The organism is Streptomyces changanensis, assembly GCF_024600715.1.
Taxonomy (GTDB): domain Bacteria; phylum Actinomycetota; class Actinomycetes; order Streptomycetales; family Streptomycetaceae; genus Streptomyces; species Streptomyces changanensis.
This window is the reverse complement of record NZ_CP102332.1, coordinates 1,091,025-1,117,318: the sequence shown is the minus strand read 5'-3', so window position 1 is coordinate 1,117,318 and position 26,294 is coordinate 1,091,025. Positions and strand designations below refer to the sequence as shown.

General features: G+C 75.8%; 24 protein-coding genes. 18 read left to right on the top strand and 6 right to left on the bottom strand.

Translation table 11 applies throughout. The features are described from left to right. Nucleotides 1-114: 114 nt before the first annotated feature. Together NRO40_RS04880 and NRO40_RS04875 are read left to right on the top strand one after the other, a co-directional pair. Nucleotides 115-672, top strand: a complete 558-nt coding sequence (locus NRO40_RS04880) for a helix-turn-helix domain-containing protein (RefSeq protein WP_058941675.1) — start codon at nucleotides 115-117, stop codon at nucleotides 670-672. 64 nt (nucleotides 673-736) lie between these two features. Further along, complete coding sequence (locus tag NRO40_RS04875; protein ID WP_058941676.1) at nucleotides 737-1,459, top strand: helical backbone metal receptor; 723 nt, start codon at nucleotides 737-739, stop codon at nucleotides 1,457-1,459. Here the strand turns inward: NRO40_RS04875 and NRO40_RS04870 are convergent. Then, nucleotides 1,386-2,492 carry an SLAC1 family transporter gene (locus NRO40_RS04870; protein WP_257375561.1) on the bottom strand — a complete coding sequence of 369 codons (1,107 nt, stop codon included), beginning with the start codon at nucleotides 2,490-2,492 and terminating at the stop codon, nucleotides 1,386-1,388. The two genes, NRO40_RS04875 and NRO40_RS04870, sit on opposite strands and share 74 nt — an antisense overlap. 208 nt (nucleotides 2,493-2,700) lie before the next feature. On the opposite strand from NRO40_RS04870, the gene NRO40_RS04865 reads away from it, so the two are divergent. Next, on the top strand, nucleotides 2,701-3,603 hold the full coding sequence (locus NRO40_RS04865) for a LysR family transcriptional regulator (RefSeq protein WP_058941678.1): 903 nt from the start codon (nucleotides 2,701-2,703) through the stop codon (nucleotides 3,601-3,603). Nucleotides 3,604-3,749: 146 nt separating this feature from the next. Here NRO40_RS04865 and NRO40_RS04860 read toward each other — a convergent pair whose 3' ends face one another. From NRO40_RS04860 to NRO40_RS04850, 3 genes are all read right to left on the bottom strand, one after another. Then, nucleotides 3,750-4,436, bottom strand: coding sequence for a gamma-glutamyl-gamma-aminobutyrate hydrolase family protein (locus tag NRO40_RS04860; protein WP_058941679.1), 687 nt, complete (start codon nucleotides 4,434-4,436; stop codon nucleotides 3,750-3,752). A gap of 59 nt (nucleotides 4,437-4,495) precedes the next feature. Then, nucleotides 4,496-5,950: an ethanolamine permease gene (gene eat, locus NRO40_RS04855; protein ID WP_058941680.1), complete on the bottom strand. Its 1,455-nt coding sequence runs from the start codon at nucleotides 5,948-5,950 to the stop codon at nucleotides 4,496-4,498. A 99-nt stretch (nucleotides 5,951-6,049) separates the two neighbouring features. Next, nucleotides 6,050-6,775: a FadR/GntR family transcriptional regulator gene (locus NRO40_RS04850; protein ID WP_058941681.1), complete on the bottom strand. Its 726-nt coding sequence runs from the start codon at nucleotides 6,773-6,775 to the stop codon at nucleotides 6,050-6,052. A gap of 76 nt (nucleotides 6,776-6,851) precedes the next feature. On the opposite strand from NRO40_RS04850, the gene NRO40_RS04845 reads away from it, so the two are divergent. The 4 genes from NRO40_RS04845 (at nucleotide 6,852) to NRO40_RS04830 (ending at nucleotide 11,406) form a co-directional block, all read left to right on the top strand. After that, entirely contained in the window at nucleotides 6,852-8,228 is a 1,377-nt protein-coding gene (locus tag NRO40_RS04845) for a glutamine synthetase family protein (protein ID WP_058941682.1), read from the top strand. 73 nt (nucleotides 8,229-8,301) lie between these two features. Beyond that, nucleotides 8,302-9,654: an aldehyde dehydrogenase family protein gene (locus tag NRO40_RS04840; protein WP_058941687.1), complete on the top strand. Its 1,353-nt coding sequence runs from the start codon at nucleotides 8,302-8,304 to the stop codon at nucleotides 9,652-9,654. Nucleotides 9,655-9,658: 4 nt separating this feature from the next. Next, nucleotides 9,659-10,450 (top strand): 3-oxoacyl-ACP reductase, encoded by a 792-nt coding sequence (locus NRO40_RS04835; protein WP_058941683.1) that lies wholly within the window; start codon nucleotides 9,659-9,661, stop codon nucleotides 10,448-10,450. 20 nt (nucleotides 10,451-10,470) lie between these two features. Beyond that, nucleotides 10,471-11,406, top strand: a complete 936-nt coding sequence (locus NRO40_RS04830; RefSeq protein ID WP_257375336.1) for a DUF2510 domain-containing protein — start codon at nucleotides 10,471-10,473, stop codon at nucleotides 11,404-11,406. A 111-nt stretch (nucleotides 11,407-11,517) separates the two neighbouring features. Here the strand turns inward: NRO40_RS04830 and NRO40_RS04825 are convergent, their stop codons facing one another. Further along, complete coding sequence (locus NRO40_RS04825; RefSeq protein ID WP_058945521.1) at nucleotides 11,518-12,720, bottom strand: amino acid deaminase/aldolase; 1,203 nt, start codon at nucleotides 12,718-12,720, stop codon at nucleotides 11,518-11,520. A gap of 657 nt (nucleotides 12,721-13,377) precedes the next feature. Here NRO40_RS04825 and NRO40_RS04820 point away from each other — a divergent pair. The 3 genes from NRO40_RS04820 (at nucleotide 13,378) to NRO40_RS04810 (ending at nucleotide 16,491) form a co-directional block, all read left to right on the top strand. Then, nucleotides 13,378-14,457, top strand: a complete 1,080-nt coding sequence (locus NRO40_RS04820) for a hypothetical protein (RefSeq protein WP_257375335.1) — start codon at nucleotides 13,378-13,380, stop codon at nucleotides 14,455-14,457. Beyond that, complete coding sequence (gene mycP, locus NRO40_RS04815; RefSeq protein WP_058944924.1) at nucleotides 14,454-15,635, top strand: type VII secretion-associated serine protease mycosin; 1,182 nt, start codon at nucleotides 14,454-14,456, stop codon at nucleotides 15,633-15,635. The genes NRO40_RS04820 and mycP overlap by 4 nt, the downstream gene beginning before the upstream one ends. Nucleotides 15,636-15,756: 121 nt before the next feature. Then, on the top strand, nucleotides 15,757-16,491 hold the full coding sequence (locus NRO40_RS04810; protein WP_058944925.1) for an SseB family protein: 735 nt from the start codon (nucleotides 15,757-15,759) through the stop codon (nucleotides 16,489-16,491). Between the two features lie 105 nt (nucleotides 16,492-16,596). On the opposite strand, the gene NRO40_RS04805 is transcribed toward NRO40_RS04810, so the two are convergent. Then, on the bottom strand, nucleotides 16,597-16,959 hold the full coding sequence (locus NRO40_RS04805) for a DUF1844 domain-containing protein (RefSeq protein ID WP_058944937.1): 363 nt from the start codon (nucleotides 16,957-16,959) through the stop codon (nucleotides 16,597-16,599). A gap of 293 nt (nucleotides 16,960-17,252) precedes the next feature. Here NRO40_RS04805 and infC point away from each other — a divergent pair, with 293 nt between their 5' ends. The 8 genes from infC (at nucleotide 17,253) to NRO40_RS04765 (ending at nucleotide 26,073) form a co-directional block, all read left to right on the top strand. Further along, complete coding sequence (gene infC, locus NRO40_RS04800; RefSeq protein ID WP_079047479.1) at nucleotides 17,253-17,993, top strand: translation initiation factor IF-3; 741 nt, start codon at nucleotides 17,253-17,255, stop codon at nucleotides 17,991-17,993. Nucleotides 17,994-18,110: 117 nt separating this feature from the next. After that, on the top strand, nucleotides 18,111-18,305 hold the full coding sequence (gene rpmI, locus NRO40_RS04795; protein ID WP_010476245.1) for a 50S ribosomal protein L35: 195 nt from the start codon (nucleotides 18,111-18,113) through the stop codon (nucleotides 18,303-18,305). 91 nt (nucleotides 18,306-18,396) lie between these two features. Continuing rightward, on the top strand, nucleotides 18,397-18,783 hold the full coding sequence (rplT, locus tag NRO40_RS04790) for a 50S ribosomal protein L20 (protein WP_058944927.1): 387 nt from the start codon (nucleotides 18,397-18,399) through the stop codon (nucleotides 18,781-18,783). A 167-nt stretch (nucleotides 18,784-18,950) separates the two neighbouring features. After that, on the top strand, nucleotides 18,951-19,808 hold the full coding sequence (locus NRO40_RS04785) for a TrmH family RNA methyltransferase (RefSeq protein ID WP_058944938.1): 858 nt from the start codon (nucleotides 18,951-18,953) through the stop codon (nucleotides 19,806-19,808). Nucleotides 19,809-19,862: 54 nt separating this feature from the next. After that, nucleotides 19,863-20,993, top strand: a complete 1,131-nt coding sequence (locus NRO40_RS04780) for a sensor histidine kinase (protein ID WP_058944928.1) — start codon at nucleotides 19,863-19,865, stop codon at nucleotides 20,991-20,993. 140 nt (nucleotides 20,994-21,133) lie between these two features. After that, nucleotides 21,134-22,261: a phenylalanine--tRNA ligase subunit alpha gene (pheS, locus tag NRO40_RS04775; protein ID WP_058944929.1), complete on the top strand. Its 1,128-nt coding sequence runs from the start codon at nucleotides 21,134-21,136 to the stop codon at nucleotides 22,259-22,261. After that, the gene (gene pheT / locus NRO40_RS04770) at nucleotides 22,261-24,789 is read left to right on the top strand and encodes a phenylalanine--tRNA ligase subunit beta (protein ID WP_058944930.1); all 2,529 of its coding nucleotides are present in this window, start codon (nucleotides 22,261-22,263) and stop codon (nucleotides 24,787-24,789) included. The genes pheS and pheT overlap by 1 nt, the downstream gene beginning before the upstream one ends. Nucleotides 24,790-24,990: 201 nt before the next feature. Continuing rightward, on the top strand, nucleotides 24,991-26,073 hold the full coding sequence (locus NRO40_RS04765; protein ID WP_058944931.1) for a PP2C family protein-serine/threonine phosphatase: 1,083 nt from the start codon (nucleotides 24,991-24,993) through the stop codon (nucleotides 26,071-26,073). Nucleotides 26,074-26,294 lie beyond the last annotated feature (221 nt).

The window sequence follows — 26,294 nt, the reverse complement described above, 5'->3', positions numbered from 1 at the left end:
ATGATGCCGTACGGCACCGACAGGGCCGGCGCCCGGACGCTTCCGTCGTTTGCGCTACTCGGGCGTACCCGCGCTGCGTAAGGTGGTCGGAGAGGGAGGGAAGGGAGGGAAGACATGGACGACAAGGAAACGCCCCGGGTCGGCGCGGCCGTGCGCAGGAGGCGCCGCGCGCTGTCGCTGACCCTCGCCGCCGTCGCCGAGCGCAGCGGCCTGTCCGTGCCCTTTCTCAGCCAGATCGAGAACGAGCGCGCCCGCCCCAGCACCCGGTCGCTGGAGTGCATCGCGGACGCGCTGAAGACCACCGCCGTCGAGCTGCTCGACGCGGGTGACGCCACCCGTACCGTCGACGTCGTCCGGGCGGCGGCCCGCGGCGACGACCCGGCCGCGCCGCCCGGCGTGCGCCCGCTGGTGCGCGGCGAGCACCAGATGCACGCCGACGAGTTCACCGGCGACCACGACGCGGGCCGCGAACTCGTCCTGCGCAACGATGCGCTGCTGTACGTCGCCGACGGCAGCGTGGAGGTCGAGGCGGAGGGCCGCGCCTACCGGCTGGAGCGCGGCGACACGCTGTACCTGTCCGGCGGGGTGCGCCACCGCTGGCGGGCCTCCTCCGGGGCGGCCACCCGGGTGCTCGTCGTCTCCGTGGCCCCCCACATGGGGACGGCCGAGTGACGCGCGTGGCGGCTGTCACACCCGACGCGGGGGCGGCCGCCGCGTCCGACGCGGGGGTGGTCGGATGACGCGCGTGGTGTCGCTGGTGCCGTCCCTCACCGAGGCCGTCGCCGTGACCGCGCCCGGGGCGCTCGTCGCGCGCACCGACTGGTGCACCCACCCCGCCGCCCTCGACGTGCCCCGCGTCGGCGGCACCAAGAACCCCGACGTGGCCGCCGTCGTCGCGCTGCGGCCCGACCTCGTCGTCGCCAACGAGGAGGAGAACCGCCCCGCCGACCTCGCCGCCCTGCGCGCCGCGGGCCTCGACGTCCTGGTCACCGAGATCCGCGACCTCGACCAGGCCCTGACCGAGCTGGACCGCGTCCTGCGGGCCTGCGGCGTACGGTCCCGGCCGCGCTGGCTGGACGACGCCGAGGCCGCCTGGAGCACCGCCGCGCCCGCGGGGCCGCCCCGCACGGCCGTCGTACCCGTCTGGCGGCGGCCCTGGATGGTCCTGGGCCGCGACACGTTCGCCGGCGACCTCCTCGCCCGCCTCGGCGTGGCGAACGCGTACGCCGGCCACACCGAGCGCTACCCCCGGATCCCGCTGGAGGAGCTGCGCGCCCGCGGCGCCGACCTCGTCGTCCTGCCGGACGAGCCGTACCGGTTCACCGCCGACGACGGGCCCGAGGCGTTCCCCGGCCTTCCCGCCGCGCTCGTCGACGGGCGGCACCTCACCTGGTATGGCCCGTCCCTGGTCCGGGCGCCCGAGGTGCTGGGCCGGGCCCTGCGAGCAGCGTCCCGCTGAGCAGGCCCCGTACCGTCCCCGCCGCGGCGGCCAGCCACCCCGCGAGGAGCAGGCCGTACAGGGCGACAGCCGCCGCGCCGAACACCGCGAGGCCCGTGTGGCCCGCCAGCCCCTCCAGCCCCGTGACGCACGTCCCGACGGGGAAGGTGAACGCCCACCACGTCAGCGCGAAGCGCATCCCGCGCCGCCGGGCCCGCACCACCAGCGCTCCGGCCAACGCGAGCCACAGCAGGGCGAAGCCCGTCACCGGCACCCCGTACAGCACCGCCAGCGCCACCGCGTACGGCACGCCCGGCCCGGCCGCGTCCGCGAGGGCGCTCGCCGCCGTCACCGACTGGCCCAGCGGGCCCAGGACCAGCAGCAGCGCGGGCGTCGCCGCGGCCGGGGGCGGGCCGCCGGTCACCAGCCGGCCGAAGACCAGCGGTACCACCAGCAGCGTGGCCAGCAGGCTCACCCCGCACATGCCGAGGCACACCGCCAGCAGCGTCCCGCGCGCCTCACCGGCCGGGAGGTGCGCGGCGAACAGCGGGCCCTGCGCCGCCGACACCATCGGTGCCACCACCGGCAGCAGCCACAGCGGGGACGGCTCCTCGACCCGGTGCCGCACCACCATCAGGTACGGCACCACGGCCGCGGTCGCGAGCCCGGCCAGCGTGCCGGCCGTGTAGAGGACCACGCCCAGGGCCACGGCCGCGTCCGCGCCGAGCCAGTCCCGCCCGAGGAGCAGCGAGCCCCCGCCGACGGAGGCCAGCGCCATGGCGGCGCACCCGTGGAACGGGGCGACCGCCGGGTCCAGCAGGTGCGCCCGCGCCCGGTCGCGGTGGTGCGTCCAGTGCGCGGCCCGCGCGACCACCAGCGTGACGAGAGCGAGCAGCGACAGCGCCCACATGGCGGTGCAGGCCGTACGCACCCCCGGCACGCGCACCGGCAGGGCCGCGCCCGCGGTGCCGACGATCGCCGTGCCCATGACGGCCGCGTACCACTGCGGGCCCAGGTGGCGGACGGCGGCGGCCCGGGGACGGACGCCGGGCAGCGAGGCCCGGCGCGGGCGGGGGACCGGACCCGGTGGGTGGGCGACCGGTTCCGGTGGGCCGGAGGTGACTCCCGGCGGGTGGGGGAGTGGTCCGGGGTGGGCTGCGGGAAGCGGGAGGGGCCGGGCGGGGGTTGCCATGGTTCCAGCCTGGTGGCGCCCACCACCCCCGACCAGGGACCTTGTGGCTATGACCCCATAAGCTGGTCTTATGAGCCTCTCCCATCGTGTGCCCGACCTCGGAGCCCTGGAACTGCTCATCGCCGTGGCCCGGCACGGCAGCCTGGGCCGGGCGGCCCGTGAGGTCGGCATCACGCAGCCCGCGGCGAGCAGCCGGATCCGCTCCATGGAGCGGCAGCTCGGCGTCGCCCTCGTCGACCGCTCGCCGCGGGGCTCGCGCCTCACCGACGCGGGCGCCCTGGTGACGGACTGGGCGCGGCGCGTGGTCGAGGCGGCGGAGGCGTTCGACGCGGGCGCCCAGGCGCTGCGCGACCGGCGGGACTCGCGGCTGCGCGTCGCCGCGTCCATGACCATCGCCGAGTACCTGCTCCCCGGCTGGCTGATCGCCCTGCACGCGGACCTGCCCGACACGGCCGTGTCGCTGCGCGCCGGCAACTCCGCGGCGGTCGCCGCGCTCCTGCTGGCGGGCGAGGCCGACCTCGGGTACGTGGAGGGCCTCGCCGTACCCGACGGGCTGAACGGCGTGGTCGTCGCCCACGACCGGCTCGTCGTCGTCGCGGCCCCGTCCCACCGGTGGGCCCGCCGCCGGGCCGCGGTCACCCCCGCCGAGCTCGCGGCGACCCCGCTGGTCCTGCGCGAGTACGGCTCGGGCACCCGCCAGGTGCTCGACTCGGCCCTGGCGGCGCACGGCGGCCTCGCCGCGCCGCTGATGGAGCTCGCGTCGACGACCGCGGTGAAGTCCGCGGCCGTGAGCGGTGCGGGACCCGCCGTCCTCAGCGAGCTCGCGGTGACCGAGGAGCTGGCCTCCCGCCGGCTGGCGGAGGTCCCGGTGGAGGGTGTCGACCTGCGCCGCGCCCTGCGGGCCGTCTGGCCCCGCGGCCCGCGCCCGACCGGCCCCGCGCGCGACCTGCTGTCCCTGTCCCGGGCCCGCTGACGCCCCGGCGGCGCGGGCAACGCCCCGGCGGTACCCGGCAACGCCCCGGCAACGCCCCGGCCCGCCGTTCGACGCCCCGGCCCGCCGGTCGGCGCCCCGGCCGCCGGCGGCGACCAGGTGGCCGCGGACCGGCGGGGGCGCACCGCTCAGGCGGCGCGGGCGGCGCGGACCAACCCCCGCATGACGCGCGGGTCGTCGCCCGCCTCCGGATGCCACTGCACCCCGACGACCCAGGCGCCGGTCCCGTACGACTCCACCGCCTCGACCGTGCCGTCCTCGGCGTACGCCGACACGACGAGGCCGGCGCCGAGGCGGTCGACGGCCTGGTGGTGGTACGTCGGCACCTCGACGACCTCCGGCACCAGCGTGCCGTAGCGGGTGCCCGGTACCGGCTTGACGGTGTGCCGGGCGAACCGGCCCACCTCCCGCACGTGCCCGTCCAGATGCTGCACGAGCGTCCCGCCGAGGACGACGTTCAGCAGCTGCATGCCGCGGCAGACGCCCAGGACCGGGATGCCCGCCGCCAGGGCCGCGTCGAGCAGCGCCAGCTCCCAGGCGTCCCGCTCCGGCGCGGGCGGGCCGGTCCTCGGGTCGCGCGGGGCGCCGTACCGCGTGGGGTCCACGTCCGGGCCGCCCGCGACGACGAGCGCGTCGACCCGGGAGACCGCCGCCGCGGCGGCGTCCGGCGCGTCCGGCGGGAGCATGGCGGCGATCCCGCCCGCCACCTGCACCAGTCGCGGGTACGCGGCCGGGAGCAGCGCCGCGGGCATCTCCCACACGCCCCAGCGCGCGGGGTCGAGGTAGGTCGTCACTCCGATGAGGGGCCTGGTCACGCGCACCGCTCCTTCCGCTCCCGCCACCGCCGTCACCCGGCGCCGTCCCGGGGCACCCGTCATCCGCGGTCCAGTTCGGCCTCCGCCGCCGCCAGCGCCGCGAACTCCTCCTCCGGCGCGCTCGCGACGAGACGGTGCCGACTGTAGAGGGCGAAGTACGCGAGGGCGACGACGTACACCCCGAGCGCCATGAGCGCGGCGTCCGCGTCCACCAGGAAGGTCGCCACGAGCGCGCAGAGGGCGAGCACGAGGGCGACCGACGACGTCACCACGCCGCCCGGCGTGCGGTACGGGCGCTCCAGCAGCGGCTCGCGGCGGCGCAGCACGATGTGGGAGAGCGCCATCAGGGCGTACGAGATGGTGGCGCCGAACACCGCGATGTTCAGCATCCGCGCCCCGTCGCCCGTGCCGGCCGCCAGCGCGAAGCCGATCGCCCCCGGGACGAGCAGCCCGAGCCACGGTGCCTTGCGGCGGCTGGTGAGCGACAGGAACCGGGGCAGGTACCCGGCCCGGGAGAGCGCGAACAGCTGCCGGGACCCGGCGTAGATGAGCGAGAAGAACGACGCCAGGAGCCCGGCCAGCCCCGCGTAGTTGACGAACCGGCTGAGCGCCGTCGGCGCGCCGTCCCCCTCCAGGGCCACCACGAGGGGGTTGCCTGCGTCCTGGACGGCCGCCGCGCCCCGCGCCCCGGTCGCCGCGAGGAGGGTCACCGCGGCCAGCAGCACCAGCACGCCCATCGACAGCGCCATCGCCCGCGGCATCGACCGGACCGGGTCCTTCGCCTCCTCGGCGGCGAGCGGCACGCCCTCCACGCCCAGGAAGAACCACATGCCGAACGGGAACGCCGCCCAGATGCCGAGCAGCCCGTACGGCAGCCAGCTGCTCGCGCCGAACGCCCCGGGGTCCACCGGGATGTCGTCCAGCGCGTCCGCCCGGAACTCCGTGAACGCGCCGACCGCGAAGACCAGCAGCGCGGCGACCGCGACGGCCGTCACGACGAGGCTGAAGCGCAGTGCCTCGCCCACCCCCCACAGGTGGATGCCGACGAAGACGGCGAAGCATGCCAGGTAGACGGGCCACCCGGATTCCAGGCCGAAGAGGCCCAGCGACTCGACGTAGTCCCCGATGAAGATCGAGATCGCGGCGGGGGCGAGGACGTACTCGATGAGGATCGCCGTGCCGGTGAGGAAGCCGCCCCACGTGCCGAGCGCGCGCCGCGCGAAGCCGTAGCCGCCGCCCGCGGCGGGCAGGACGGCGGAGAGCTCGGCAAGGGCGAGGACCAGGCAGGCGTACATCGTGCCCATGAGGAGCGTGGCCACCGCGAGCCCGCCGAAGCCGCCCTTCGCGAGGCCGATGTTCCAGCCGGAGTAGTCCCCGGAGACGACGTAGCCGACACCGAGCCCCGTGAGCAGCAGCCAGCCCGCGCTGCCGCTCCGCAGGGCGCGGCGCCGGAGGTAGTCGTCGGCCGGTGGGGCGCCGGGCGGCGCGGTGTCGGGTTTCTCGTCCAGGGTCATGGCAGCGTCAGCTCCCCGCCTCGGTCCAGCCCAATGGGATGGCCCCATACCTTTGCGGTGGTCGGGGATCGGCGCAAGCCCCCCGGCGGGACTGCGGCGTCACGCCAGGAAGCCGCGCAGCAGCGCCGCCGTCCCCGCGCAGTGCTCCCGGGCGACCTCCCGCGCCCCCTCGGCGTCGCCCTCCAGGACCGCCTCCACCAGCGCGTCGTGCTGGTGCTGGGCGTGCTCCAGGTTCCGCACGAGCAGCGGTATGCAGTCGAGCAGGTCGTTGACCGTGGCCCGGACGGCCGCGTACCGCTCCGCCAGCGTCGGCGAGCCGGACAGCCCGGCGAGCGTCAGGTGCAGCAGCGTGTCCCGGCGGCGGTACTCCTCCAGCGGCGCGTCGTGCGTGGCCCGCAGCGCCGCGCGCAGCCGGGTGGCGTCCGCGCCGGCCAGTCCGCGCGCGGCGCACAGCCCCGCCGCCCCGGTCTCCAGCACCTCACGGAAGAGCAGGACGTCCGCGAGGTCGACCGCCGCCGTGCGCCGCCGCAGCTCCTCCCCGCCCGGCCGGACCTCCCGGCGCAGGACGAACGTGCCGCCGTACCGGCCCCGCCGGCTCTCCACCAGGCCCTGCTCCTGGAGCACCCGCAGCGCCTCGCGCAGGGTGACGCGGCTGATCCCCATCCGCTCCGCGAGCTCCCGCTCGGCGGGCAGCCGCTCCCCGGCGGGCACCAGGCCGAGCCGCACCACCTGGAGGAGCTGCTCCAGTGCCTCCTCGAACCCGCTGCCCGCGCGCACCGGCCTCAGCACCGGCGTGAGCCGATCGGGCGCCTGCTCCGTCGCCATGTGTCCGCCCCCTTCCCAACCAAAGGTCCACGGCAATACCTTATGGCTCCCGGCTGACCCAAGGAGGACCCACCCCGTGGCAGACCGCACACCCCCGCTCTCCGTCGACGACCTCCGCGCGCTCGTCGCGGACGGCGAGATCGACACCGTCGTCCTGGCCTTCCCCGACATGCAGGGCCGGCTCCAGGGCAAGCGGTTCGCCGCCCCCTTCTTCCTCGACGAGGTGCTGGAGCACGGCGCCGAGGGCTGCGACTACCTGCTGGCCGTCGACCCCGAGATGAACACCGTCGACGGCTACGCCGCCTCCTCCTGGTCCACCGGGTACGGGGACTTCGCCCTGCGCCCCGACCCGGCCACCCTCCGCCGCGTCCCCTGGCACCCCGGCACCGCGCTGCTCCTCGCCGACCTCGCCCTGCGCGACGGCTCCCCGGTCGGCGTCGCGCCCCGCGGGATCCTCCGCCGCCAGCTGGAGCGGCTCGCCGCCCTCGGCTACACCGCCCACGTCGGCACGGAGCTGGAGTTCATCGTCTTCAAGGACACCTACGAGCAGGCCTGGGACGCCGGCTACCGCGGCCTCACCCCGGTCAACCAGTACAACGTCGACTACTCGATCCTGGGCACCGGCCGCGTCGAACCCCTCCTGCGCCGCGTCCGCACCGAGATGGCCGGGGCCGGCATGACCGTCGAGTCCGCCAAGGGGGAGTGCAACCCCGGACAGCACGAGATCGCCTTCCGCTACGACGAGGCGCTCACCACCTGCGACCACCACGCCGTCTACAAGACCGGCGCCAAGGAGATCGCGGCCCAGGAGGGCGTCTCCCTCACCTTCATGGCGAAGTACAACGACCGCGAGGGCAACTCCTGCCACATCCACCTCTCCCTCCAGGACGCCGACGGCCGCAACCCCTTCGCCGGCGACGGCCCACCGGGCAGCCCCGACTCCCTGTCACCCGTGATGCGCCACTTCCTGGCCGGGCAACTCGCCGCGCTCCGTGAGTTCTGCCTCCTCCACGCCCCCAACATCAACTCCTACAAGCGGTTCCAGCCCGGCTCCTTCGCCCCCACCGCCGTCGCCTGGGGCCATGACAACCGCACCTGCGCCCTGCGCGTCGTCGGGCACGGCCCCTCCCTCCGCTTCGAGAACCGCCTCCCCGGCGGCGACGTCAACCCCTACCTCGCCGTGGCCGCGCTCGTCGCCGCCGGCATCCACGGCATCGAGCAGCGGCTCGAACTCCCCGATCCGTGCACCGGCAACGCCTACGCCGGCGACCACGACCACGTCCCCACGACCCTGCGCGAGGCCGCCGAGCTGTGGGAGGGCAGCGACCTGGCCCGGGCCGCCTTCGGGGAGGACGTCGTCGCCCACTACCTCAACATGGCCCGCGTCGAACTGGCCGCCTACGACGCCGCCGTGACCGACTGGGAGCTGCGCCGCTCCTTCGAACGCCTGTGAGGCCGCGTTGACCACCGCCCGCCCCGCCCCGGACCCCGCCACCGAGCGCTCCGCCCCCGACCCCGTCACCGAGCTGCGCGTCCTGAACCCCGCCACCGAGGAGCACGTCGCCACCGTCACGGCCACCAGCGCCGCGGGCGTCGACGCCGCCGTCACCCGCGCCGCGCGCGCCCAGCGCGCCTGGGCCGCCGCCGCCCCCGGCGACCGCGCCCGGCTGCTGCGCCGCTTCGCCGCCGTCGTCGACGACCACGTCGAGGAGCTGGCCCTGCTGGAGGTCCGCGAGGCGGGCCACACCCTCGGCAACGCCCGCTGGGAGGCCGGCAACGTCCGCGACCTCCTCGACTACGCCGCCGGCGGCGTCGAGCGCCTGACCGGCCGCCAGATCCCGGTGGCGGGCGGCGTCGACGTCACCTTCCTCGAACCGCTCGGCGTGGTCGGCGTCATCGTGCCCTGGAACTTCCCGATGCCGATCGCCGCCTGGGGCGCGGCCCCGGCCCTCGCCGCCGGCAACGCCGTCCTCCTCAAGCCCGCCGAGACCACCCCGCTCACCGCCCTGCGCCTGGCCGAACTCGCCCTGGAGGCCGGTCTGCCCGAGCACCTCCTGCAGGTGCTCCCCGGCGAGGGCCCCGTGGCGGGCGCCGCCCTCGTCGGACACCCCGGCGTGGCCAAGATCGTCTTCACCGGGTCGGCCCGCGTCGGCAAGGGCGTCATGGCCGCCTGCGCCGACCGCCTCACGCGCGTCACCCTCGAACTGGGCGGCAAGAGCCCCAACGTCGTCTTCGCCGACGCCGACCTTGAGGCCGCCGCCCTCGCCGCGCCCATGTCCTTCCTCGACAACGCCGGCCAGGACTGCTGCGCCCGCACCCGCATCCTCGTCCAGCGCACCGTCCACGACCGCTTCCTGGAACTCCTCGCCCCCGCCGTCGAGGACATCGTCGTGGGCGACCCGGCCGACGAGCGCACCCAGATGGGCCCCCTCATCTCCCGCGCCCAGCTCGACCGCGTGCGCTCCTACGTCCCCGACGGCGCCGACGCGCTCCGCGGCAGCGCGCCCCGCGGCCCCGGCTTCTGGTACCCGCCGACGGTCCTGACCGGCGTCGACCCCGACGCGCCGGTCGCCACGGAGGAGGTCTTCGGCCCTGTCGCCGTCGTCCTGCCCTTCGACGACGAGGCCGACGCAGTACGCCTCGCCAACGCCACCGACCACGGCCTCTCCGGCTCCCTGTGGACCCGTGACGTCGGCCGGGCCCTGCGCGTCTCCCGCGCGGTCCAGGCCGGCAACCTCTCCGTCAACTCCCACTCCAGCGTCCGCTACTGGACTCCCTTCGGCGGCTTCAAGCAGTCCGGCATCGGCCGCGAACTGGGACCCGACGCCCTCACCTCCTTCACCGAGACCAAGAACGTCTTCATCAGCACGGAAGGCTGACCCCATGACCGAGAGCACGGACACCGCCGTCTGCCGCCGCCTCGTCGGCCGTACCGCCGTCGTCACCGGCGCCGGCAGTGGCATCGGCCTCGCCACCGCCCGCCGCCTCGCGTCCGAGGGCGCGCACGTGGTGTGCGGCGACATCGACGAGACGGCGGGAAAGGCCGCGGCGGACGGGGTCGGCGGCCTCTTCGTCCGCGTGGACGTCACCGACCCCGAGCAGGTCGAGGCGCTCTTCCGGGCCGCGGACGACACCTACGGCAGCGTCGACGTCGCCTTCAACAACGCCGGCATCTCGCCGCCCGACGACGACTCGATCCTGGAGACCGGCCTGGAGGCGTGGAAGCGCGTCCAGGAGGTCAACCTCACCTCCGTCTACCTGTGCTGCAAGGCCGCCATCCCCTACATGCGCCGCCAGCGCCGGGGCTCCATCATCAACACGGCCTCCTTCGTGGCCCGCATGGGCGCCGCGACCTCGCAGATCTCGTACACCGCCTCCAAGGGCGGCGTCCTCGCCATGTCCCGGGAGCTGGGCGTGCAGTTCGCCCGCGAGGGCATCCGCGTCAACGCCCTGTGCCCCGGCCCCGTCAACACGCCGCTGCTGCGCGAGCTGTTCGCCAAGGACCCCGAGCGGGCCGCGCGCCGCCTCGTGCACGTGCCGGTCGGCCGGTTCGCCGAGGCCGAGGAGATCGCCGCCGCGGTCGCCTTCCTCGCCAGCGACGACGCGTCGTTCGTCAACGCCACCGACTTCCTGGTCGACGGCGGGATCGCGGGAGCGTACGTCACCCCGCTCTGAGCGCTGACTACCCTGACCGCATGAGCATGACGACACCGCCGGGCTGGTACCCGGATCCGTCCGTCCCCGCCGTGGAGCGCTGGTGGGACGGGACCGCGTGGAGCGCGCACACCCGCCCCGCGGGCGGGGGCGCGCCCCCGGCGGTGGCCGCCGTCCCCGCGCGGCGGGTGTCCGGCGGGCGCGGGGCGCGGATCGCGCTGGCGGCGGCCGTGGTCGCCGCTGTCGCGGTCACCGCCGTGGTCGTCCTGCGACCGGGCGACGACGGGACGCCCGGCGCGCGACCGCCGGCCGCCGCCACCTCCGGGCCCGCCGCGGCGACCGGCTCCCCGGGCGCGGCGCCGCCCACCCCGTCCACGCCGGTCACCCCGTCCGCCACCGAGGAGGACGCCACGATCCTCCTCGACCAGCTCAACGGCATCGACCTCCCCATCCCGCAGGGCTGGTCGAAGGCGGAGATCGGCATCGACCAGGCGCCGACGATGGTCACGATCGGCGACGCGCAGTGCCCGAACTCCACGCGCCTGTGCAAGCCCGGCCGGGTCCTCTCCCGCACGCTGACCTCCACCGCGACGACCCACCGGGCCATGGCCGAGCAGGACGTCGTGGACGCCGCCGAGCAGATGTACGGCGAAGACGGGCTCGGCAACCAGCACTACGGCGGCGTCACCGGCCACACCGTGGTCGCCGCGCGCCAGGCCGTCGTCGCCGGGCGCACGGGCTACCTCGTCCGCTGGCGGGTCACCACCGGCAAGGGCCCCGGCGGCTACGTCCAGTCGCTGGTCTTCCCGTCGCCCAACGGCGTCGAGCAGCCCGTCACCGTGCGGTTCGCCTTCGACGCCGGGCCGGACGGGCCGCCGCTCGCCCTGATGGACCGCATCGCGCGGGGAATCCGCCCCATCGGCAGCGCCACGGGCGGCGGCGTGGGCAGCAGCCTCGCGCCGGGCGGCACGCGCTAGACGGTGCCGCGGGACGTACGGCGCAGGACGCGGGACGTACGGCAGCGGCACGCGCGGCGCGGGAGGCGGAGACCGGGGGAAAGGGCGCCGGGGGAGCGGGCGCTCGCGGGGCTAGAGGAACGTCCGTCCCTCGCCGCGGTACGTCGGCACGACCGCCGTCACCCGGTCACCCTCGACCAGGTGGAGCCGGTCGAACCGCTCGCACAACTCGCCCGCCTTCGCGTGCCGGAACCACACCTTGTCGCCGATCAGCAGGTCGTCGGCGGGCGGTCCGACCAGCGGTGTCTGCACCTCGCCGGGCCCCTCCCGCGCGTCGTAGCGCAACCCCTCCGGCAGGTACGGCACCGGCAGCCGGTCGCGGCCCGGGGCGCCCGACGCGGGGTAGCCGCCGCCCAGCACCGTCACGACGCCCACGCCCGGCCGGCGCACCACCGGCTGCGCGAAGAGCGCGGCGGGCCGGCCGGCGAAGGACGAGAAGTCGTCGAACAGCCGCGGCACGTACAGCCCGGAGCCGGCGGCGACCTCCGTGACCGCGTCCTCCGCGACCGTGTACTGCACGCTGCCCGTGCCGCCGCCGTTCACGAACTCCAGCTCCGGGGCCACCCCCCGCACGGCCGCCACCACGGCCGCCCGGCGCGTGGCCAGCTCCCGCCGCGCCACCGACTGCATCAGCCGCACCGCCCGCGACCGCAGCGGCCGCCCGGCGACCGCGTCACCGACCCCGGCCACGTGCCCCTCGTACGCCATCAGCCCCACGAGCCGGAACCCCGGCCGCCGGGCCACCGAGCGCGCCAGCTCCGCGAGTTGGGCGGGCTCGCGCAGCGGCGACCGCAACGCGCCGATCCGCACCCGCCCGCCGAGCAGGCGCAGCGATGTGTCCAGCTCCAGACAGACCCGCACCTCCTCCCGCCCGTCCCCGCGCGCGGCGTCGACGAGGTCCAGCTGCGCCGGGTCGTCCACCATCACGGTGACCGCGGCGGCCAGTTCGGCGTCCCGGGCCAGCTCCGCGAAGCCGGCGCGGTCCACCGACGGGTAGGCCAGCAGCACGTCGCGGAACCCGGACCGCGCCAGCCACAGCGACTCCTCCAGGGTGAACGCCATCACCCCCGCGAACCCCGGCCGCGCCAGCACCCGTTCGAGGAGCGCCCGGCAGCGCAGCGACTTGCTCGCGACGCGCACCGGCTTGCCGGCGGCACGCGCCACGAGGCCGTCGGCGTTGGCGTCGAAGGCGTCGAGGTCGACCACGGCGAGCGGGGCGTCGAGATGGGCGGTGGCCCGGTCGTACCGGGCGCGGTCGGCGGCACGGGGAGTCATGGCCCGAGGGTGCCAGACGGGGCTACCGGGGGGTAGGGGTGATCGAGGGGACGTTCCGGTCAGATCCGCCCCGACCTGCGGCCTCGTTCCCGCCACCGTCCGGCCAGCCCTTAGAGTGACGCCTGCACGCTGACGCCTGCACGCCGACGAACGGGCCTGCCCGGAGGCGTCCGGGTACGACGACGAGGGGGGCGGATGAGCACCGAGGCACGGCGCCCGGAGCCGCCCGGCACACCGGCCCCGCGCCGCCCCGCCACGGATACCGGGACGGACACGGAGACCACCACCCGCCTCCGCCCCGTACCCCCCTCCTCCTCCCCGCGGCCCCCCGCCGCGCGCGACCCGCGCGCCGGCACCCCCGCCCCCCGCCCGGGAACCCACCCGGCACCTCCGGCCGGTACGCCGACGGAGCCCTCCGGCACGCCGGCGGGCTCGTCCGGTACGCCGGCGGGGCCCTTCGGCGGGCCCTTGCCGCCGGACGTGCCCCGGCAGCCCGCCGCCCCCACCCGTCGGCCGGCGGCCCCCGCGGCGTCCGCGGACGCGCCGGGCGCCGGGCCGGACCCGCGCACCACGACCCCGCGCCCCGTCCGGGCCCCCGGACCGGCCACGGACGCGCGAACGGGCACCCACACCGGTACCGACACCGGCGCCGGCGCCGTGACGACCCCGCCCGGCGTCCCCCGGCAGCCCGCCCCCGGCCGGACGCCGACCGCACCCGCGGCCCCGGCCCCGCCCGCCACCGCCCCGCGGCCGTACCCGGAGTCCGCGCCGCCGCACCCCGCGCGACCACCGCACCCCGCGCGACCGCCGCACACCGCACGGGCACACGCCGCGCCGCCCCGCACGGCGCCGGCGTCCCACTCCGGGACGGCGTCCCCCACCGCGCCGGCGCACCACTCCACGCCGCCGCACTGGCCGCCGCCCGAGACGCCCGACGAGACCACCACGCGGCTGCGCCCCGTCCCCGCCCCGCGCCCGGCGCGGACCGCCGTGGCCGTCGCCTGCCTGGTGCTCGGGCTCGGGCTGGTCGGCGGCGCCGGGGCCGGCGCCTGGGTCCTGCGCGACCCCGGCACCACCACCGAGCGCACCGCCTACACCGAGACCGCCACCCTCTGGCACAGCACCCCGGTCGACACGCTCTTCCCGCGCAGCCTCAGGGGCGCCGGCGCGGGGCCCGGCGGCGCCGACCGCACCTGGACCCGCGTGGCCGTCGCCCCCGACGCGCCCTGCGCCACCGTGCTCCAGCCGCGGCTCGCCGCCGCCCTGCGCCCGGCCGGCTGCCTGCGGGTCCTGCGCGCCACGTACACGGACGCCACCTCGACCCACGTCACCACCGTCGGCCTGGCCTTCATGCGGACCGACGCCGCGGGCATGACCGCCCTGCACGACAGCTTCACCACCGGCGGCCTCGACCGGAACCCCGAGCTGATACCGCCCGCCCTCGCCGCCCCCGGCACCGTCGCCGCGGGCTTCGGCAACGCCCAGCGCGCCAGCTGGCACATCAGCGTCCTCACCGAGGTCCCGGCGGTCGTCTTCGCCGTCTCCGGCTTCGCCGACGGCCGCGCCGTGACCCAGCCCCAACCCGCCCACCAGGCCATGGCCAAGGGCCAGTCGACCACCGCCGCGCAGGCCGGACTCGGCCACGAGTCGCGCGGCATCGCCGACCGCGTGGAGCAGCAACTGCGCTCCGCGGTCACCCGGGCGACCGAAGGCCCCGCGGCGAAGGGGGAGCGGTGAAGCACACCCCCGGCGCCCGCCGCGCCCGCCTCCTGCTGGCCGCCCTCACCGCCACGGCCTTCGCCGTCCTCCCCGCCGCCCCCGCCCGCGCGGACGCCATCCGGGCCCGCCAGTGGGGCAACGAGGCGCTCAACGCCGAGCAGGCGTGGCGCACCACCAAGGGCGCGGGCGTCACCGTCGCGGTCCTCGACACCGGCGTCGACGACAGCCACCCGGACCTCGCGGGCAACGTCCTGCCCGGCAAGGACCTCGTCGGCTTCGGAGCCCGGCGCGGCGACCGCTCCTGGGCCCGTCACGGCACCGCCATGGCCGGCATCATCGCCGGCCACGGGCACGGCCCGGGCAACGGCGACGGCGTCCTCGGCGTCGCGCCCGAGGCGAGGATCCTGCCCGTCCGGGTCATCCTGGAGGGCAGCGACAAGGCCCGTGCCCGCGCCCGCCACACCCGGGGCAACGCCCTGGCCCAGGGCATCCGATGGGCCGCCGACCAGGGCGCCGACGTGATCAACCTCTCGCTCGGCGACGACAGCGAGTCCGCCCACCCCGAGCCCGCCGAGGACGCCGCCGTCCAGTACGCCCTCGCCAAGGGCTCCGTCGTGGTCGCCTCCGCCGGCAACGGCGGCGAGAAGGGCGACCGCGTCTCCTACCCGGCCGCCTACCCCGGCGTGATCGCCGTGACCGCCGTGGACCGCTTCGGCACCCACGCCTCCTTCTCCACCAGCCGCTGGTACGCCACGGTCAGCGCGCCCGGTGTCGACGTCGTCATCGCCGACCCCGACCGCAAGTACTACGAGGGCTGGGGCACCAGCGCCGCCTCCGCGTTCGTCTCCGGCGCCGCCGCGCTCGTCCGCGCGGCCCACCCGGACCTCACGTCCTCCCAGATCCGCAAGCTGCTCTCCGACACCGCCCGCGACCGGCCCGCCGGCGGCCGCGACGACGACAAGGGGTACGGGACGGTCGACCCGGCCGCCGCGATCGAGGCGGGCGCGAAGCTCCGCCCGGCCGACCTCAAGGCGGCGAGCGCCGGCTACGCGGGCCGGTACTTCGGGTCGGGCCCCCGGCCGGCGGCCCGACCCGACGGCTCCACGGGGCTCGTCGCCCCCGTCGCGGGCGGCGCCGGCGCGCTCCTCCTGGCGGTCGCCGCCGTGCTGTGGCGCGCGGGCCGCCGTACCGGCTGAGCACCGCGCCGTACGAGGCGAGGCGAGGGGGAGCGGGCGCCGCACCGGGCCGGCCGCGCGCCGTACGCGGTGGGCGGGGCGCCGTACGGGGCGGTCCGCCTGCCCGGATAGGCTCGGCGGCGTGGCGCTCAAGAACATCCCCGATCCCGGTTTCTCCGACGACGACGGCTCCGCCGATCCCCGGCTCGCCGAGGCGCTCGCCGCCTGGGCCGAGGACCGCGCGGCCGAACCGCGCGTCCTGGAAGCCCTCCAGGGGGCCCGCCTCCTCGTCCCGGTCGTCGCGGTGCTCGGCGAGGTCGAGGTGGACGAGAACGGGCTGCGCCGCGAGAAGACCAGCGACATGGCCGTGCCGACGCTCACCGCGGGCGACCGCCGCGCGCTGCCCGCGTTCACGTCCACCGAGGCGCTGGCCCGCTGGGACCCGGCCGCCCGGCCCGTCGCCGTACCGCTGCGCCAGGCGCTCCAGGCGGTCGCCCACGAGAAGGCCGACACGCTCGTGCTCGACATGGCGGGGCCCGTCCCGTTCCAGCTGACCGGCCGGACGCTGCTCGCCGCCGCCGAGGGCCGCACGAGCACCGATCCGCTCGCCGACCCGGCCGTGACGGCCGCCGTGCGGGCGCTCCTCGCCGCCGAGCCCGCCGTCCTGCGCGCCCACCTCGGCCGGGGCGGGGACGCGGACGGCACCCTCGCCCTGGTCCTGGCCCCGGACGCCGCCCCCGCGGAGGCGGCCCGCCGGGTCGCGACGGCCATGGCGGCCGACGAGACACTGAGGGCCCGCCTGGTGCGGGGCCTCGACCTGGCGCTGCTGCCGGCCGGGGCCGCCACGCCGGGCGAGCCCTTCTACGTACGGGGATAGCCCCCGGGACAGGGGCAAGGGGCTGTGGGCCCGGGACCGGGCGTCCGGGACCGGGGGCCGGGGCCGGAGGCCGGGGGAGGGGCGGCGCGGACGCCGCCCGTCGCCTCAGCCGTAGACCGGGCCGGTGTACTTCTCGCCCGGGCCCTGGCCCGGCTCGTCCGGCACCAGCGACGCCTCGCGGAACGCCAGCTGCAGGGACTTCAGCCCGTCCCGCAGCGGCGCCGCGTGGAAGGAGCTGATCTCGGTCGCGCCCGCGTCCAGGAGGCCCGCCAGGGCGTGGACGAGCTTGCGGGCCTCGTCGAGGTCCTTGTGTGCCTCGCCCTCCTCGGTCAGCCCGAGCTTCACGGCCGCGGCGCTCATCAGGTTGACGGCGACCGTGACGATCACCTCGACCGCCGGGACCTCCGCGATGTCGCGGGTCAGGGCGTCGAAGTCGGGCTGGGACGGGCTGGGCGTGGCGTCACTCATGACCCACACGATAGGCGGTCCCCGCCGGGGCGGACGCCGCCCGCCCGGTTGGGCCCACCCCCGGGCAGCTGGTAGCCTGGTGTGACGACCGGCCGGAACCGATGAGCTCCGGCCCACAAGTGGAGGCTCCGCTCTCCCACCTGGCCGCCCTCAGGGTGGCGGGTCACCGGTCAGGCGGTGCCCATCGTTCCGTACGGACGATGGAACCCGCCCGATGTGCGCCCCGCGGTACGCCGTGGCGGTGCTCCGGTATGACGAGGAGCCCCGCCTGTGTCCCGTCCGGGGCGTTTTTCATGCGCCGGCGCGGTTGGTCACACAACAGACGTTACGCGTCCGTCCGCCAGGCGGTCGCGTGGTGCTACCGAGGAGGATCCATCAGCGCCGAGCCCCGCATCAACGACCGGATTCGCGTTCCCGAGGTGCGACTTGTCGGTCCCAGCGGCGAGCAGGTCGGGATTGTTCCGCTTGCCAAGGCCCTGGAGCTTGCACAGGAGTACGACCTCGATCTCGTCGAGGTCGCGGCGACCGCCCGTCCGCCGGTCTGCAAGCTCATGGACTACGGGAAGTTCAAGTACGAGTCGGCCATGAAGGCCCGTGAGGCGCGCAAGAACCAGGCGCACACGGTCATCAAGGAGATGAAGCTCCGGCCGAAGATCGACCCGCACGACTACGACACCAAGAAGGGTCACGTCGTCCGGTTCCTCAAGCAGGGGGACAAGGTCAAGATCACGATCATGTTCCGTGGTCGCGAGCAGTCCCGGCCGGAGCTCGGCTTCCGGCTGCTGCAGCGGCTCGCGGAGGACGTCCAGGACCTCGGTTTCGTCGAGTCGAACCCGAAGCAGGACGGCCGGAACATGATCATGGTTCTCGGTCCGCACAAGAAGAAGACCGAGGCCATGGCCGAAGCCCGCGAGGCGCAGGCCGCCCGCAAGGCGGAGCGCCAGGGCCAGCCCGCCCAGGCGGACGAGACCGCCGAGGTGGAGCAGCCCACCGACGCGGAGCAGCCCGCCGAGGCGGAGCGGTCCGCCGAGTAGCCCACAAGGCCGTGTCCGGGGCAACACCGCCCAGGACTCGCAACGATCCAACTGACGCTCCCGAGGGCCGGTCCCCGGACCGGCTGGGAGCGCCACTGACGAGGAGATAACGGCGCTATGCCGAAGAACAAGACGCACAGCGGTGCCAAGAAGCGCTTCAAGATCACCGGCTCGGGCAAGGTGCTCCGCGAGCGCGCCGGCAAGCGCCACCTGCTCGAGCACAAGTCGTCCAAGCTGACGCGCCGCCTCACTGGCAACGCCGAGATGGCCCCGGGTGACAGCGCCAAGATCAAGAAGATGCTGGGCATCTGACCCCGATCGTCTGATCAAGCCCCCGACACCGGGACCCATTCGTTTCCGGGCCGTGTGAACCCCCCACGGCCCCGCTACAAGGAGTCAACAAGTGGCACGCGTCAAGCGCGCAGTCAACGCTCACAAGAAGCGCCGTGCGATCCTCGAGCAGGCCAGCGGTTACCGCGGCCAGCGCTCCCGCCTGTACCGCAAGGCCAAGGAGCAGGTCACCCACTCGCTGGTCTACAACTACAACGACCGCAAGAAGCGCAAGGGTGACTTCCGTCAGCTGTGGATCCAGCGCATCAACGCCGCTGCCCGCGCCAACGGCATCACGTACAACCGCTTCATCCAGGGTCTGAAGGCCGCCAACATCGAGGTGGACCGCAAGATCCTCGCCGAGCTCGCGGTCAACGACGCGGGTGCGTTCGCCGCCCTCGTCGAGGCCGCCCAGAAGGCGCTCCCGAGCGACGTCAACGCTCCGAAGGCCGCCGCCTGATCGCCCAGGCCGCGTACTTCCCACCGGACCCGCAGGCGCCGTGAGCGCCTGCGGGTCCGATGCGTTCGCCGTCCATCGCGCCGCCCCCGTCCCGCCGGACCCACGTCCGCCACGCCGCCCCCGCCCCGTCCGCCGCCGGACACCGCCAGAAAGAGTCGCCGAGCACCATGGGCACCCCCGAGCTGATCTCCTCGCGTTCCCCGCGCGTCGCCGCCGCCAGGCGACTCGCCAAGCGGAACTTCCGGGGCAAGGACCGTCGGTTCATCGCCGAGGGGCCGCAGGCCGTCCGCGAGGCCGTCGCCCACCGCGGGCCCGACGGCGAGCCGACCCTCGTCGAGCTGTTCGCCACCCCCGAGGCCGCCACCCGGTACGCCGGCATCGTCGAGGCCGCCCACGCCGCCGGTGCCCGCGTCCACCTCGCCCCCGACACCGTCCTCGCCGAGGTCTCCCAGACGGTCACCCCGCAGGGCATCGTCGGCGTGTGCCGCTTCCTCGACTCGCCGTTCGAGGACGTCCTGCGCGCCCGCCCCCGGCTGGTCGCCGTCCTCGCCCACGTGCGCGACCCCGGCAACGCCGGCACCGTGCTGCGCTGCGCCGACGCGGCCGGCGCCGACGCCGTCGTCCTCACCGACGCCTCCGTGGACCTGTACAACCCCAAGTCCGTGCGAGCCTCTGTGGGCTCCCTCTTCCACCTGCCCGTCGCCGTCGGCGTCCCCGTCCGGCAGGCCGTCGCCGGGCTGCAGGAGGCCGGGGTGCGGATCCTCGCCGCCGACGGGGCCGGCGAGGACGACCTCGACGCCGAGCTCGACGCCGGGACCATGGGCGGCCCCACGGCCTGGATCTTCGGCAACGAGGCGTGGGGCCTGCCCGAGGAGACCCGCGCCCTCGCCGACGCCGTCGTCCGCGTCCCCATCCACGGCAAGGCCGAGAGCCTGAACCTGGCGACCGCCGCCGCCGTATGCCTCTACGCCTCCGCCCGTGCGCAGCGTGCTGCGGGAGGGTGCCGCTCCGTCACCCCGAGCTAGTAGGGTGACGGGCTCGGGGGCCCGTCGCGCAGCACTGAGGGGTGGGGTACGGGGATGACGCTCGGCACGAGCAGCCACGCGGAGGACCGCGGCGCCTTAGCGCGCCCGGCGGCCCACCACGGCGTCCCCGGGTACGACCCCGACGACCTGCCCGACGGGCTCGTCGTCGCGGACGCGCGCGGCCGGGTCGTCTGCTTCAACGCGCAGGCCGCGCGGATCACCGCCGTCCCCCGCGACCGGGCGCTCGGCCGCCCCCTGGAGGAAGCCCTCCCGCTGGAGGATCTCAAGGGCCGCCGCTGGTGGGCGCTGACCGACCCGTACGACGGCCTCGCCACGCGCACCGGTCAGCCCGAGCGCAACCTCCTCCTGCCCGGCGGCCGCGAGGTGCTCGTCGCCGCCCGGTACGTACGGGAGCGGCCCCTCGCCCCGGTGGACCGCGTCGTGGTCACCCTGCGCGGCACCGAGGCGCGGCGCCGGACCGAGCGCAGCCACGCCGAGCTGATCGCCACGGTCGCGCACGAGCTGCGCTCCCCGCTCACCTCCGTCAAGGGCTTCACGGCCACGCTCCTCGCCAAGTGGGAGCGGTTCACCGACGACCAGAAGCGGCTGATGCTGGAGACGGTCGACGCCGACGCCAACCGCGTCACGCGCCTGATCACCGAGCTGCTCGACATCTCCCGCATCGACTCCGGGCGTCTGGAACTGCGCCGCCAGCCCGTCGACATCGCCGCCGCCGTCGACCGCCACCTCCAGGCGCACACGGCGCGCGGCCAGGCACCCGACCGCTTCTGCGTCCGCGTCCTGGGCCCGCTGCCGGACCTCTGGGCCGATCCCGACAAGGTCGACCAGGTCCTGTCCAACCTGCTGGAAAACGCGGTGCGGCACGGCGAGGGAACCGTCACCATCGAGGTGGCCCCCACCGGCCCGCAGGACGACGAGAAAGGAACGGCGGTCACCGTGAGCGACGAAGGACCCGGCATCCCCGAGGAGTCGATGGGCCGGGTCTTCACCCGCTTCTGGCGGGGCAGCACCCGCGGTGGCACGGGCCTCGGCCTGTACATCGTCAAGGGGATCGTCGAGGCGCACGGCGGCACCATCACCGTCGGCCGCGGCCCCGCCGGGGGCGCGGAGTTCCGTTTCACCCTGCCCGTGGCGGCCCCGGCCTACCTGACCCAGGGCTTCTGACCCGCCGGTGCGCATCCGGCGCCACCCCGGGCGGACTCATCCGGGTCCGCCCCGCCCCGTTAGACTCGTCCTTTGGCACCTTTGCGTCCTCGGTCGTCGAGCGGGGGCTCCAGCCAGCCCATTCGGAAGCACGGGAAGAGATGTCCGCACCCAACAAGTCGTATGACCCAGTCGAGGTCGAGGCACTGAAACCGGAAGAGATCGAGCGCATGCGGGACGAGGCGCTCGCCGCCTTCGCGGCCGCGGGCGACCTCGAGGAGCTCGCCCACGCGAAGGTCGCCCACACCGGCGGCACCTCGCCCCTCGCCCTCGCCAACCGCGAGATCGGCGCTCTGCCCCCGCAGGCCAAGGCCGAGGCCGGCAAGCGCGTCGGCCAGGCGCGCGGCGCCGTCTCCAAGGCCCTCGCCGCCCGCCAGGCCGAGCTGGAGGCCGAGCGCGACGCCCGCGTTCTGGTCGAGGAGGCGGTGGACGTCACCCTCCCCTACGACCGCACCCCGGCCGGCGCCCGGCACCCGCTGACCACCCTCATGGAGCGCGTCGCCGACGTCTTCGTCTCCATGGGCTACGAGGTGGCCGAGGGCCCCGAGGTCGAGGCGGAGTGGTTCAACTTCGACGCCCTGAACTTCGTCCCGGACCACCCGGCCCGCCAGATGCAGGACACCTTCTTCGTCCAGGGCCCCGAGGGCACGACGGGCGACGAGTCCGGCATCGTGCTGCGCACCCACACCTCCCCGGTGCAGGCGCGCACGCTCGTCGACCGCGAGCCGCCCGTGTACGTCGTCTGCCCCGGCCGCGTCTACCGCACCGACGAGCTGGACGCCACGCACACCCCGGTCTTCCACCAGATCGAGCTGCTCGCCGTGGACGAGGGCCTCACCATGGCCGACCTCAAGGGCACCCTCGACCACATGGTCCAGGCGCTCTTCGGCCCGGACATGAAGACCCGGCTGCGGCCGAACTTCTTCCCGTTCACCGAGCCGTCCGCCGAGATGGACATGCTCTGCTACGTCTGCCGCGGCGAGTCCGTCGGCGACGCCGACCGGCCCTGCCGCACCTGCGGCAGCGAGGGCTGGATCGAGCTGGGCGGCTGCGGCATGGTCAACCCGAAGGTGCTCGTCGCCTGCGGTGTCGACCCGGAGCGGTACAGCGGTTTCGCCTTCGGGTTCGGCATCGAGCGGATGCTGATGTTCCGGCACAACGTGGAAGACATGCGAGACATGGTCGAGGGTGACGTCCGGTTCACCCGGCCGTTCGGGATGGAGATCTGATGCGGGTCCCGCTTTCGTGGCTGCGGGAGTACGTCGACCTGCCGGCGTCGGAGACCGGCCGTGACGTACAGGCCAAGCTGGTGTCCGCCGGGCTGGAGGTCGAGACCGTCGAGCGGCTCGGCGCCGGTCTGACGGGCCCGCTGGTGGTGGGCAAGGTCCTCACCATCGAGGAGCTCACCGAGTTCAAGAAGCCGATCCGCTTCTGCACCGTCGACGTCGGCCCGGCCAACGGCACGGGCGAGCCGCAGGAGATCATCTGCGGCGCCCGGAACTTCGCCGAGGGCGACAAGGTCGTCGTCGCCCTCCCCGGCGCCGTCCTGCCCGGCGACTTCCGCATCGCCGAGCGCAAGACCTACGGCTGTGTCTCCCGCGGCATGATCTGTTCCGGCGACGAGCTCGGCATGGGCGACGACGGCACGCACGGCATCATCGTGCTGCCGCCGGAGCACGAGGTCGGCACCGACGCGACCGCCCTGCTCGAGCTGTACGACGAGGTCCTCGACATCGCCGTCACGCCCGACCGCGGCTACTGCCTGTCGATGCGCGGCGTCGCCCGCGAGACCGCCACCGCGTACGGCCTGCCGCTGCGCGACCCGGCGCTCCTCGACGTCCCCGCGCCGAACAGCTACGGCCACCCCGTCCAGGTCTCCGACCCGATCGGCTGCTCCCGCTTCACCGCGCGCACCGTCGTCGGCCTCGACCCGGAGGCCCGCTCCCCGATCTGGCTCCGCCGCCGCCTCCAGAAGGCCGGCATGCGCCCGATCTCCCTCGCCGTCGACGTCACCAACTACGTGATGCTCGAACTGGGCCAGCCGCTGCACGCCTACGACCGCGCCCGCCTCGACGGCGCGATCGGCGTGCGCCGCGCCGAACCCGGCGAGAAGATCACCACCCTCGACGGCACGGTCCGCGCGCTCGACCCGGCCGACCTCGTCATCACCGACAACCGCGGCCCCATCGGCATCGCGGGCGTCATGGGCGGGGCCAACACCGAGATCGCCGACGCCGAGACCGACCCGGAGACGGGCCAGGTCCGCGGCACCACCGAGGTCGTCATCGAGGCCGCGCACTTCGACGCGATCTCGATCGCCCGCACCGCCCGCCGCCACAAGCTGTCCTCCGAGGCGTCGAAGCGGTTCGAGCGCGGCGTCGACCCGCAGGCCGCGGCCGCCGCCGCGCAGCGCACCGTCGACCTGCTGGTCCTCCTCGCGGGCGGCACCGCCGAGGCCGGCGTCACCGAGATCATCGCGCCGAGCGCCCCGCGCACGGTCGCCATGCGCGCCGACCACCCCGACCGCGTCGCGGGCGTCGCCTATGGCCGCGAGACCGTCGTGCGCCGCCTCCAGGAGGTCGGCTGCGACGTCTACGGGCAGGACGAGCTCGTCGTCACCGTCCCGTCCTGGCGCCCCGACCTCAACGAGCCCAACGACCTCGCCGAGGAGGTCATCCGGCTGGAGGGGTACGAGAACCTCCCCTCCACGCTGCCCCGGCCGCCGGCCGGACGCGGGCTCACCGAGCGCCAGCGCACCCACCGCCGCGTGGGCCGCGCCCTCGCGGGCGCCGGGTACGTCGAGGCGCTGAACTACCCGTTCATCGGCGAGCAGGTCCTCGACCAGCTCGACATCCCGGCCGACGACCCCAGCCGCGCGGTGGTCCGGCTCGTCAACCCGCTCTCCGACGAGGAACCGGCGCTGCGCACCACGCTGCTCCCCGGCCTCCTCGCCGCGCTGCGCCGCAATGACGGCCGCGGCAGCCACGACCTGGCCCTCTTCGAGACCGGCCTCGTCTTCCGCCTCCCGGCGGAGCCCGGCGTCGCGGTGCGGCTGCCCGTCGACCGCCGCCCGACCGACGCGGAGATCGCCGGCGTCGACGCCGTCCTGCCCGAGCAGCCGCGGCACGCCGCCGTGGTCCTCGCCGGGGCGCGCGAGCAGGCCGGCTGGTGGGGCGCGGGCCGCCCGTCCGACTGGGCCGACGCGGTCGAGGCCGCCCGGACCGTCGCCCGCGAGGCCGGCGCCGAGCTCGTCGTCCGCCAGGGCCAGTACGGGCCGTGGCACCCGGGCCGGTGCGCCGAGCTGGTCGTCGTCGTGGACGGCGCCGAGCGGACCGCCGGCCACGCGGGCGAGCTGCACCCGCGGGTCGTCAAGGCGCTCGGGCTGCCCGCCCGCACCTGCGCCATGGAGCTCGACCTCGACCTTGTCGAGCGGGCCTCCGCGGGCCCCGTGCGCGCCCCGCGGATCTCCACCTTCCCGGTGGCCACGCAGGACGTCGCCCTGGTCGTCGACGCGGCCGTGCCGGCCGCGGAGGTCGAGCGGGCGCTGCGCGAGGGCGCGGGCGAGCTGCTGGAGTCGCTCCGGCTGTTCGACACGTTCACCGGCGAGCAGATCGGCGAGGGCCGCAAGTCCCTCGCGTACGCGCTGCGCTTCCGCGCCGGTGACCGCACGCTCACCGTCGACGAGGCGTCCGCCGCCCGTGACGCCGCGGTGGCGCTCGCCGCCGAGCGCACCGGCGCGGTGCTGCGCGGCGCCTGACGCGATCGCCGTCACCCCCACGGAGGGGCGCACCCGGGCCACCGGGCGCGCCCCTCCCGGCGCGTCCGCCCCCTGGTTCTGGGGCGCGCGCACGGTTGCTCACTCATTCGGGTGAGAACCCTGGTGGACGTTCCCCGCGAGCCGGGACGATCGACAGAATCGTCCCGACCGCGACAAGGGGCCTGAAGAAGGGCGGTCCGCATGATCCGTTGGTGGTCCCGGCGACCCCGGGCTCGCGGACGCGCCCCGCTCGCCCCCCTCGCACCGCCGGTGCTCTGGGCCGCCGTCGCCCTCGTCTGGGAGATGGCCAGCCCGCTGGCCCGGCGGGCCGACACGCCGACCCGGGTCGCCACCAGCGCCGTCTTCTGCGTCGTCGGCGTCGCCCTGGTCCTCGGCGCCTTCCAGCGGCTACGGCGCGAGCTGCGGCAGGTCCACGCCGTCGCCGAGGCCGCCCAGCAGGTGCTGCTGCGGCCGCTGCCGCACCACCTCGACGGCCTCTCCGTCGCCGGGGTCCAGCTGCCCGCCGTACGCGGAGCGGCCGTCGGCGGCGACCTGTACGAGGCGGTGGCGACCCCGTACGGCGTGCGCGTGATCATCGGTGACGTGCGAGGCCACGGGTTGGCCGCGCTCGGTGCCGTCGCCGCCGTCCTCGGCAGCTTCCGTGAGGCGGCGCACGAGGAGCCCGGCCTCGGCGGCCTTCTGCGGCGACTGGAGCGGGCGCTCCAGCGGTACGTGGGGGAGCGGGTGCGCGACGAGGGGGCGCTCGGGGCCGCCGGGAGCCCGTCGGCGGAGGAGTTCGTCACGGTGCTGCTGCTCGACCTCCACCCCAACGGCGATGTCCTGGTCCTCAACTGCGGCCACCCCTGGCCGTACCGGATCGGCGACGGGGCGGAGCCGCTCGCCGCCGGGGAGCCGCTGCCGCCGCTCGGCGCGTTCCCCCTGCCGGACACGCTGCCGGTCCGGCGGTGCGCGCGGCTGCTGCCCGGCGAGGCGCTGTTCCTCCACACCGACGGCGCCGAGGAGGCCCGCGACGCCGCCGGGCGGTTCTTCCCGCTGGAGGCCGTACTGGCCGACGTCGCCGGACCGCCACGGTCGCCCGCGGACGTCATCCACCACGTGCGCACGGCGCTGCTGGCGCACACCGGGGGACGCCTCACCGACGACGTGGCGTTCGTCGTCGTGCGGGACGACCGGGTCCCGGCGGCGGCGCCGTGCGCCCCGGTCTCGGGGCACACCGACCGGCCCGGCCCGCGGCCCGCCCGGACCGCACCGTCCTCCCGATAGCGGCTGGACACGGACGGTGCGGCCGGCGCCACCCACCCCTCCCCGGGGAGCACGTCCCCGGGGAGCTCCCAGGCGCGTCGGGCGGACCGGCGTGACGGGTGGCGGGCGAACGGGCCGCCGCACTGTACGAGGGGGGAGCCGGCGGCCCGGCCGTCTCCTGGGAGGCACCAAGTCAAGCGGGACCCCGCGCATGCCGACAGAGCGCGTGGGGCACGGATACG